The organism is Duganella vulcania (genome assembly GCF_009857655.1).
Taxonomy (GTDB): Bacteria; Pseudomonadota; Gammaproteobacteria; order Burkholderiales; family Burkholderiaceae_D; genus Rugamonas; species Rugamonas vulcania.
The window spans coordinates 65,726-74,962 of record NZ_WWCX01000024.1; the positions used below are offsets into that span (position 1 = coordinate 65,726).

The window sequence follows — 9,237 nt, forward strand, 5'->3', positions numbered from 1 at the left end:
CAGCTTACGCCGATTGCGGCAGCTTTTCTTTCAAAGTTTCAAACTCGCGCTCGAAGTCCAGCGTTTTGCGCTGGGTGCTCATGGCCATCAGCGCCTCGGCGCCGGCGCCGTCGTCCTTGATCCATACCCACAGGCGGCGTTCGCGGATGTAAAACATCGAGAATACACCCAGCACCAGGAATACGCAGCCCAGGTAGACCACCTTTTTGCCCGGCGAACGGGTGACCTGGAACACCGAGGCCTGGACCTGGGTGAAGTCGTCCAGCTGCAGGTAGACCGGGGCGCCGTAGAAGTAGGCGTCCGACAAGGCGTTGGTGGACAGCTGCAGGAAGCGGGCGTGGGCCTCGTCGGCGCTGGCCGGCTCCAGGCCGTCCTTGGCGCGCGCGGCCTGCCACAGATCCCACAGGCTGCCGTTGAGGATCTTCATGAAGACGTCGGCGGCCTTCTCCTGCTCGGCGGCCGGGATCTTCTCCAGGAAGCGCGAGATGGCGACGAAGCCGGCCGCCTTGTCGTTGCCGGCGAAGATGGTCAGGCTCTTCTCGGCCGAGGCTTGCAATTGGCCGCGCAGCGCGTCGCCGTTGGGCGACTGCGGCGTGGCGCGCTCGGCGTAGCGCTTGGCGGCGGCGGCGCGCAGGGCCGGATCGTTGAGGGCGGCGCGCAGGCGCATCCATTCGGTCACGCTGTGGGCGTCGTCGGCCGGGATGCGCAGGAAGCTGAACGGGTCGGACGGGTTGACGCGCATGCCGGCCAGGAACACCGTGGCGCCGTCCACCGTCACCGGCTGCATGTAGTTCTGGTATTCGCGCGCCTGGCCGGTCTTGTCGCGCAGCTTGTAGGTCACGCTGGGGCCGACGTTCTTCAGGTCCTTGTTGTTGGCGTTGCGGCCGGCCGAGCCGGTGTGCTTGTCGAGGCTGTTGGCGAACTGCTCTTCCAGGCTCTTGCCCTTGGTGACGGCGCGCGCATCCTGCGTGGCGGCCAGGTTCTCGACGTTGAACGGACGGAAGCCCGACCACTCGACCGTGTAGGCGTCGCCCATGGCGGTGCTGCTGCCGACTTCGCCTGCGATGTCGAACTTGGCGGTGCCGCTGCCGACCATCGGGTAGCCGCTCAGCTTGAGCTTGCTGCCGCCGTCGTCAAAACTGGACTGGTAGATCGCCAGGCCCTTGTACAGCAAGGGCTTGTTGACCTCGATGACGGCCTTGACCACCTCGCCGCTGGCGTGGTCGCGCACCTCGACCTCGCTGGCGAACAGCTTGGGCATGCCGGTGGTGTAAAAATCAATGTTGAATTTTTTCAGCTTGATGGTGAACGGCAGGTCCTGGATCAAGACGCCGTCGGGACGGGTGATGATGGCGCTGTCGCTGGTCGAGCCTTCCGGGATCATGGTGTTGCCGCGGAAGGTGGGATTGCCCAGGCCCAGGCGGCTCTGCGCCGGCACCGCCGAGATCAAGCCGCTGCCGTTGAACGGCACTTTGCCGAGGAACCATTCCTGCAGGCGGATCGGCACGTCCGAGTCGAGCAGGCCGCCGATGCAGATGACCACGATGGCGGCGTGCGCGAAGATGTAGCCGAACTTGTTGGCCGCGCCGCGCTTGGCCGCCACCAGCGTGCCGTTGTCCTTGTCCACCAGCTTGACCTTGTAGCCGGAATCGGCCAGGCGGGCGGCGGTCTGCTGCGCCAGCGCGGCGCGCGCCAGCGGTGCGCGCCACTGCATCTTGTGGTGGAAATTGAGCAGCGAATTCTCGCGCACGTTCTCGCGCCAGCTGCGCATGTCCTTGAGCATCTTGGGCGCGTTGCGCAGGATGCACAGCGTGGTCGACGTCACCAGCGTGGCCATCAGCAGCAGGAACCACCAGGCCGAGTACACGGTGTACAGGCCCAGCTTGCCGAACACCTCGAACCAGAACGGGCCGAACTGGTTGATGTAGTTGTTGGTGGCCTCGCCCTGCTTCATGACGGTGCCGACGATGGCGGCGATGGCGATCATCGCCAGCAGCGCGATGGCGAAGCGCATGGAGGATATCAATTCGACCAGTTCGCCGACGAGGGGGCGGCGGGTCTTCAGTTCGATGCCGGTGGTGCTGGGGCTGCTGCTCATGCTGGAACGATCTCAAAAAAATATGCTGGGGGCAGCATAACAACAAAAAGGGCAGCCCGCTTACGCTGCCGCCCTTTATGCACTATCAGTTGCACCGCAACCCGAGGGCGCGGCCAGCTGTTCTTATTTCAAGCCGGCGACGTAATCGGCCACGGCTTTCATTTCTTCTTCCGACATGCGCTTGGCGATGGTGGTCATCTGCGCGCTGTTCTTGCGGCCGTCGGCCTTGAACAGGCCCAGCTGGGCTACCGTGTAATCCTGGTGCTGGCCGGCAATGCGTGGATATTGCACCGGGATGCCGGCGCCGGCGGCGCCGTGGCAGCTGGCGCAGGCCGGAACGTTTTTCTCGGCGATGCCGCCGCGATAAATCTTCTTGCCCAGTTCAACCGTGTCCTTGTTCTTTGCCGCCCCCGGCTTTTGCGCCTGGGTGGCCAGCCAGGCCGAGATATCGTGCTTTTCTTCGTCGGTCAGCATCTTGGCGAAGGTGGTCATGACCGGTTGATTCCGCTCCGGGCCGGAAAAGTTCACCAGCTGCTTGTACAGATAGCCTTCGTGCTGGCCGGCCAGTTTTGGGTTGACGGTGATGGTGGAATTGCCGCCGTCGCCGTGGCAGGAGACGCAGGCCGGCAGGCCGCGCGCAGCGTCGCCGTTTGCAAACAGGGTGCCGCCCTTGGCCGCATCGACTTTAGGCGCTGCCGCTTCGGCATGGGCCGGTTTTTTTTCTTCAGCGGCGGATGCGGTGCCGGCAACCGCCAGCAGGGCCACCAACAAGGATTTTACAAACGGTGAAAACGCACGATTCATTCAAGCACCCTCAAAAAAGTTTGTCGAACGTATGCCGCAGGCTAGGAGCAGTGGCTATGGCAACACTTCGTAACCACTCATTGTACAATAGCTTTCCAGCATATTTGCTCCCTTTTGTTGCATTTCCCCCATCTCATGTCCAAACTCTGGCAAGCCCGCTTCTTTACGACCGTCAACCAATTGCGCGATCTGCCCGACACCACGGTGCCGGAAATCGCCTTTGCAGGTCGCTCCAACGCCGGCAAATCGACCGCCATCAACATCCTGTGCAACCAGAAGGGCCTGGCGTTCGCGTCCAAGACGCCTGGCCGCACGCAGCACATCAACTACTTCTCCATCGGCGGCGCGCACGTGGCGCAGCACCGCAAGGATCCGACCATCGTCGACGAGATCGAATGCCTGCTGGTGGACTTGCCGGGCTACGGCTACGCGGAAGTCTCCGGCTCGGCCAAGCTGCACTGGCAGCGCCTGCTGGGCGACTACGTCCAGCGCCGCGAGCAACTGGCGGCCTTGATCTTGATCATGGATTCGCGCCGCCCGTTCACCGAACTGGACATCCAGATGCTGGAATGGTTCGCCCCGACGGGCAAGCCGATCCATTGCATTCTGACCAAGGTTGACAAACTGAACCGCAATGAATCCGTCAACGTGCTGCGCCAGGCCAAGGCCAAGCTGGACAGCTATGTCGACGAAGACGGCGAAGGTTTCCCTTTCACCGTGCAACTGTTCTCCGCGCTCAAGCGGATCGGCATCGAAGAAGCCAACGACAAGATCCTGGAACTGGCCGGCGTCAGCGATGACGAAGCAGCGGCCCAGGTCGATCTGATCGAGATGGAAGACGACGTCGAGCCAGACGAGCAATAACCTCACAGCATAGGAAAGTTTTAGCGATGCACAATCCACACGTTTCCGCCCAATTCCCCGCCATCCGCATGCGCCGCATGCGCCGCGACCCGTTCTCGCGCGCCCTGATGCGCGAAAACAACGTCACCGCCGCGGACTTGATCTACCCGGTGTTTATCCTGGAAGGCACGCAGCAGCGCGAGCCGGTATTGTCGATGCCGGGCGTGGAGCGGGTGTCGGTGGATCTGCTGCTGAAGGTGGCGCAGGAGTGCGTGGAACTGGGCATCCCGGTGCTGGCGCTGTTCCCGGTGATCGACGCGTCCAAAAAGACGCCGGACGGCATCGAGGCGACCAACCCGGACGGCCTGGTGCCGCGCGCCGTGCGCGCCTTGAAGCAAGCCTTCCCCGAGCTGGGCATCCTGACCGATGTCGCGCTGGACCCGTACACCAGCCACGGCCAGGACGGCCTGATCGATGAAAACGGCTATGTGATCAACGACCTCACCACCGACATGCTGGTGCGCCAGGCCCTGTGCCAGGCGGACGCCGGCGTGGACGTGGTGGCGCCGTCGGACATGATGGACGGGCGCATCGGCGCGGTGCGCGCGGCGCTGGAGGCCAAGGGGCACATCCACACGCGCATCATGGCGTACTCGGCCAAGTATGCGTCGGCGTTCTACGGCCCGTTCCGCGACGCGGTCGGCTCGGCCAAGAACCTGGGCAAGAGCGACAAGAACACCTACCAGATGGACCCGGCCAACAGCGACGAAGCGTTGCGCGAAGTGGGGCTGGACCTGGCCGAGGGCGCGGACATGGTGATGGTCAAGCCTGGCATGCCCTACCTGGATATTGTGCGCAGGGTCAAGGACGAGTTCAAGGTACCGACTTTTGCGTACCAGGTCAGTGGTGAATACGCGATGATCAAGGCCGCCGCGCAAAACGGCTGGTTGGACCACGACAAAGTGATGATGGAATCGATGCTGGCCTTCAAGCGCGCCGGCGCCGACGCCGTGCTGACCTACTTCGCGCTGGACGTCGCCCGCCTGCTCAAAGCTTAAAAAGCAATTTGGGGTCAAGTCTGACATTCGGACACGAGCTCTGCAGTAGGCGCGCGCCTACTGCAGAGCTCGTGTCCGAATGTCAGACTTGACCCCAATTTTATTTAGTCGCTGCGCAGGGCGGCGATAGGATCGAGGGCGGCGGCTTGGCGGGCGGGGAAGACGCCGAACGCCAACCCTACGCCGACACACAGCAGGACCGCTACGATCAAACTCAACGGTGACCAGGCGACCGACCAGCCGGCCAAGGCGGCGATGCTGTAGGCGGCGATCGCACCCAGCATGACGCCCAGCAGGGCGCCGCTGACGGCAATGACCAGGGCTTCGGCCAGGAACTGTTCGATCACGTCCCGCCGCCGCGCGCCCAGCGCGCGCTTCAGGCCCACTTCCCGCCGCCGCTCCAGCACGTTGGCCAGCATGATGTTCATGATGCCGATGCCGCCCACCAGCAACGATACCGCCGCGATCGAACTCATGACGATGGTGAAGATCCGCTGCGTCTGCTGGTTCTGGCGATACAGGCCCATCGGTACGATCAGGTTGGTGTCGTCGGCGCCGCCGTGGCGCTGCGTGATCAATGCCTGCAGCACGCGCGCCGCGCTGTCGGGCGCGACGCCGCCGCCCAGGCGCACGCTGATGCCGTCCACCTCGTCCTCGATGCGCTTGAAACTGAAGCGCGCGCGCCCCGTCTCCCACGCCACGAACAGGCGCTCGTCATCCAGCCCCAGCTTGACGCCTTCGAAGTCGGACTTGCTTTGCGCGCGGTCGGCCAGCACGCCCACCACTTCCAGCCACACGTGGTTGAGCTTGACCCGCTGGCCGATCGCCGCGCCGTCGCCAAACAGGGTGTGCGCCAGCCGCGCGCCAAGCACGCACACCGGCGCCAGCGTGGCGCCGTCCTGCACCGCCAGCCAGCGGCCTGCCGCCACCTGCAGGCCGCCATGCGCCGCGTACGATGGCGACACGGCATAGGCGCGCCCGGCCACCACCTTGTCGCCCAACACCAGCTGGTCGACCTTGATTTCCTTTTTCAGCGCCACCGACTGCGCGCCCGGCACCACCGACAACGCCGCGTCGGCGTCGGCGGCGGACAGGCCCAGCGAACGGGTGCGGATTTCCTTCAACTGCTCGGGCTCGATGGCCTTGCTTTCGATGAGCACGTTGTCCAGTCCCAGCTCGGCCACCAGCCGCAGCGCCTCGCGCTTGCTGCCCTCGCCCACCGCCAGCATGGCGACGATGGCGGCCACGCCGAAGATCATGCCCAGCAGCGTGAGCCCGGTGCGCAGCTTGCGCCGCAGCAGTTCGGTCACGGCCTCCCGTATCAAGGACATATTCATGATTTCACCGCCGTCGACGGCGGCAGCAGCACGATGCGCGCGCCGGCCGTCAATCCGCTTTTGAGTTCGCTACGCACCGGGCCGCGCTGGCCCAGCTCGATCTTGTGCCGCACCGGCTTGCCCTGCTCGTCGGTGTAGACGGCGTAGCCCGCGCCGTCCTGCACCAGCGCCAGGTTGGGCACGGTCAGCGCGGCCGGCCGCGTCACCAGCTGCACCGTGCCACGCAGCGCCTGGCCCGGCTTCAGGCCCAGCTTGACCGCGGCGTCGTTGGGGATGGCGGCGTCGAAGTCGCTGTACTTGACCGGCGAGTCGGTGGAGGTGGTGCTGGCGCTGCTGCCGACGCGGGTGATGGTCAGCGTCAGCGCGGTGCCGGTGCCGGCCAGCCGCGCCTGCACCGGCAGCCCGGCCTTCAAGCCGAAGGCCTGGCCCTCGGCCACGGTGAAGTGCGCCACCAGCTGGCGCAGGTCCGGCAGCATGCCGAATTCCTGCCCGGCCGACTGGCTGGAGCCGATCTCCGGCTTGGCGCCGTCCCAGCGCGGCACCAGCAGGAACACGCCGTCGTGTGGCGCCACCAGTTCCAGCGCGTCCAGGCTGTCGCGGTTGCGCTTGGCCGTCTGCTCCACGCTGTCGCGCTGCGAGTGCAGCAGCGCGTCCTGCGCGGCCGTGCGCGCCTTGGCCTGGCCGCCCTTCCAGTCCAGGTAGCCGCGCTTGGTACTGAGGAAGCCGACGTCGGCCAGCGCGTCGAGGATGGTGTTGCGCGCGTAGATGGTCAGGTCGACCTTGGCGTAGCGCTGGCTCAGGCTCAGGTCGTCCTCGACCTTGGCGCGCTCGCCGGCCAGCGTGCTGCGCTCGACCGAGGCGTTGCCGGTGTTGCCGGCTTCGGCGATGGTCTTGCGCAGCAGTTCCAGCTCGGCCTGCGACAACTCCATGCGCGCCTGCGGCGCGTCGAAACGCGCCACCACCTCGCCCTTGCGGACGGTGCTGCCGTCGGCCACCATGTCGACCAGCACCCGGCTTTTCCAGCCGCTGCCGGGCACGGTCAGCGCGGTGCTGGCGGCGGCCTTGATCTCGCCGTCCACCGACAGCGTTTCGGCCCACGGCCGCGCGGCCAGGGTTTCGACCGCGCCGGGCGCGACCGCGGCGTCGCCGCCGCAGCCGGCCAGCGCCAGCAGCATCAATGCCACACTGGTTTTGTTCATTGTTTCCGTTCCTTGCCGTGCGCGTCCGCCACCAGCACCGCCTGCACGGCGGCGCCCGGTTTGAGGCCGGTGGGCGTGCCGTCAAACTGCAGTTCGAGATCGCGCACGATGGTCGATTGCGCGGTGGATTTGCCGTGGAAGGCGCGGCCCAGCGCCACCACGTGCGCGCTCAGCGCCTGGTTGGCGCCCGGCACGGTCACGCGGGCCCGCTGGCCGATGCGCACGTTCGACGCCTGCGCCTCCGGGATGGTGGCGTTGACGTACAGCTGGTCCGGGTCGGCCAGCGTGGCCACCGACAGCCCCATCCACACCTGGCTGCCGACGGCGAACTTCTCGCCCGAGAAGGTGGTGCGGTACATCAGCAGTCCCTTGCGCGGCGCCAGCACGGTCAGCGCCGCCTGGCCCCTGGTCAGCGCGGCCAGTTGCTGCTGCAGGTCCGCCACTTCCGCCTGCAGGCCGGTGAGCTCGGCGCGGCGCGCGCGGATCTGCACGGCGCGCTGCTCGACCGCCAGCTTGGCCAGCGCGGTCTTTTCCGTGCGCTCGATGACCAGCTTGTCGTAGTCGACGCGGCGTATCAGTTCCTTCGGCTGGCTGGCTTTGCGTTCGGCCTTTTCGGCGTTGCTTTGCGCCTCGGCCACGGCCAGCTCGCCGGCGCGGTCGGCCTCGGCCTGGTCGAGCTGCAGCTTTTCCAGCGCGCGCTGCTTTTCCCGCAGCTGGCCCTGATGCTGCATCAGCTGGGTGGTCACCTCGCCCGATTCGAATTGCGCGATCGGCTGGCCGGCGTTGACCAGCGCGCCCTCGGGGGCGATGCTGGCCAGCTTGTATTGCCACACATACGGGATGGTGGGCGGCGACACCGGCAGCGCCTGGCGCGAGGCGATCTCGCCCTCGATGGCGGGCGGCTCGGCGGCGACGGCCGGCTTGTGCGCGGCGTTCGCGGCGGCTGCCGCGGCGTGCGGTTCGGCAAACACGCTCATGCCCGCCACCAGCGGCAGGCCATGGCCTTCCGGCAGGGCGATCCGGACGCGGAAGTAACGTCCGTTGCCCCAGCTGGCGCGCGCTTCCGGCGCGCTGGTGATGGATTTGATCTTGCCGGTCAGCGCGGCGCCGGGCAGCGCGTCGAAGCGCAGGCCGAGCTGCTGGCCTTCGGACAGGTAGGGACGGTCGGCCTCCAGCACCCAGGCGGTGACCGCCATCTGGCCCTCGCCCTGCACCACGCCGGCGGCATTGCCCGGCCAGGCCGACGAGCCTTCCTCGAAGCGTTCGCCCTTCCACGGGCTGTAGCCGTGCACCACCACGCCGTCGCGCGTGGCGCGCACTTCGGACTGCTTGAGCTGGACGGTCTGGAAGGCCAGGTTGATCTGCATCTTCTTCACCTCCAGCTCGCCGTCCTCGCGCCGGCGCACCACCGATTGCCGGTAGTTGTCGCGCGCTTCGAGCTTGACCGCCAGGTCGCGGGTGGCGCGGTCGAGCTCGGCCTGGTTGCGGTCGTAGTTCAGCGCGGCGATCTGCTGCTTGGGCAGCGCGGCGTCCACCTTGGCCTTGGCCAGCGCGGCTTCGGCGCTGATCAGTGCTTTCTCGGTGTCGATGGCGCCCGCTTCAAGGGTGGCGGTCTCGCGTTCGACGCGCGCGATGGTGCGGTCCAGTTCGGTCTTCAGGCGGTCGATATTGGCGGCGCCGCCGGTTTCAATGCGCAGCACCAGGTCGCCGGCCTTGACCGGCGTGCCCTCGGCCACGAAGTTGCGCAGCACCAGCGGCGATGAGTTCGATGGCGGCACGACGATGGTTTGCGTGTCCAGCGCTTCCACTTCGCCGCTCAGCAGCACCGGGCGCGACGCGGGAGGCGGGGCCGGCACGGCACCGGCGTTGCCCGGCGCGGCGCTGGCGGTCGAGGCGGC

Annotated in this window: 7 protein-coding genes; 2 read left to right on the forward strand and 5 right to left on the reverse strand. The window is 66.5% G+C overall.

The window, feature by feature from the left end:
* Positions 1–4: 4 nt before the first annotated feature.
* Positions 5–2,098, reverse strand: coding sequence for a cytochrome c biogenesis protein ResB (locus GTP90_RS15690; protein ID WP_161084427.1), 2,094 nt, complete (start codon positions 2,096–2,098; stop codon positions 5–7).
* 123 nt (positions 2,099–2,221) lie between these two features.
* The gene (locus tag GTP90_RS15695; protein ID WP_161084428.1) at positions 2,222–2,902 is read right to left on the reverse strand and encodes a c-type cytochrome; all 681 of its coding nucleotides are present in this window, start codon (positions 2,900–2,902) and stop codon (positions 2,222–2,224) included.
* Positions 2,903–3,037: 135 nt separating this feature from the next.
* On the opposite strand from GTP90_RS15695, the gene yihA reads away from it, so the two are divergent.
* Together yihA and hemB are read left to right on the forward strand one after the other, a co-directional pair.
* Positions 3,038–3,766 carry a ribosome biogenesis GTP-binding protein YihA/YsxC gene (yihA, locus tag GTP90_RS15700; protein ID WP_161084429.1) on the forward strand — a complete coding sequence of 243 codons (729 nt, stop codon included), beginning with the start codon at positions 3,038–3,040 and terminating at the stop codon, positions 3,764–3,766.
* Positions 3,767–3,792: 26 nt separating this feature from the next.
* Entirely contained in the window at positions 3,793–4,803 is a 1,011-nt protein-coding gene (gene hemB, locus GTP90_RS15705) for a porphobilinogen synthase (protein ID WP_161084430.1), read from the forward strand.
* A 104-nt stretch (positions 4,804–4,907) separates the two neighbouring features.
* Here hemB and GTP90_RS15710 read toward each other — a convergent pair whose 3' ends face one another.
* The 3 genes from GTP90_RS15710 to GTP90_RS15720 all read right to left on the reverse strand — a co-directional run.
* Positions 4,908–6,140 (reverse strand): ABC transporter permease, encoded by a 1,233-nt coding sequence (locus GTP90_RS15710; RefSeq protein ID WP_161084431.1) that lies wholly within the window; start codon positions 6,138–6,140, stop codon positions 4,908–4,910.
* Positions 6,137–7,339 (reverse strand): efflux RND transporter periplasmic adaptor subunit, encoded by a 1,203-nt coding sequence (locus GTP90_RS15715; protein WP_161084432.1) that lies wholly within the window; start codon positions 7,337–7,339, stop codon positions 6,137–6,139. Before GTP90_RS15715 ends, GTP90_RS15710 begins: the two co-directional genes overlap by 4 nt.
* Positions 7,336–9,237, reverse strand: a 1,902-nt coding sequence (locus tag GTP90_RS15720; RefSeq protein ID WP_161084433.1) for an HlyD family secretion protein, incomplete at its 5' end; no start/stop codon positions are given. The genes GTP90_RS15715 and GTP90_RS15720, both read right to left, overlap by 4 nt.

What these genes read in the sequence shown, in the direction of transcription:
- GTP90_RS15715 (WP_161084432.1), bottom strand. Translation starts at nt 7,339, where the DNA reads ATGAACAAAACCAGTGTGGCATTGATGCTGCTGGCGCTGGCCGGCTGC.
- yihA (WP_161084429.1), top strand. Translation starts at nt 3,038, where the DNA reads ATGTCCAAACTCTGGCAAGCCCGCTTCTTTACGACCGTCAACCAATTG.
- GTP90_RS15690 (WP_161084427.1), bottom strand. Translation starts at nt 2,098, where the DNA reads ATGAGCAGCAGCCCCAGCACCACCGGCATCGAACTGAAGACCCGCCGC.
- GTP90_RS15695 (WP_161084428.1), bottom strand. Translation starts at nt 2,902, where the DNA reads ATGAATCGTGCGTTTTCACCGTTTGTAAAATCCTTGTTGGTGGCCCTG.
- hemB (WP_161084430.1), top strand. Translation starts at nt 3,793, where the DNA reads ATGCACAATCCACACGTTTCCGCCCAATTCCCCGCCATCCGCATGCGC.
- GTP90_RS15710 (WP_161084431.1), bottom strand. Translation starts at nt 6,140, where the DNA reads ATGAATATGTCCTTGATACGGGAGGCCGTGACCGAACTGCTGCGGCGC.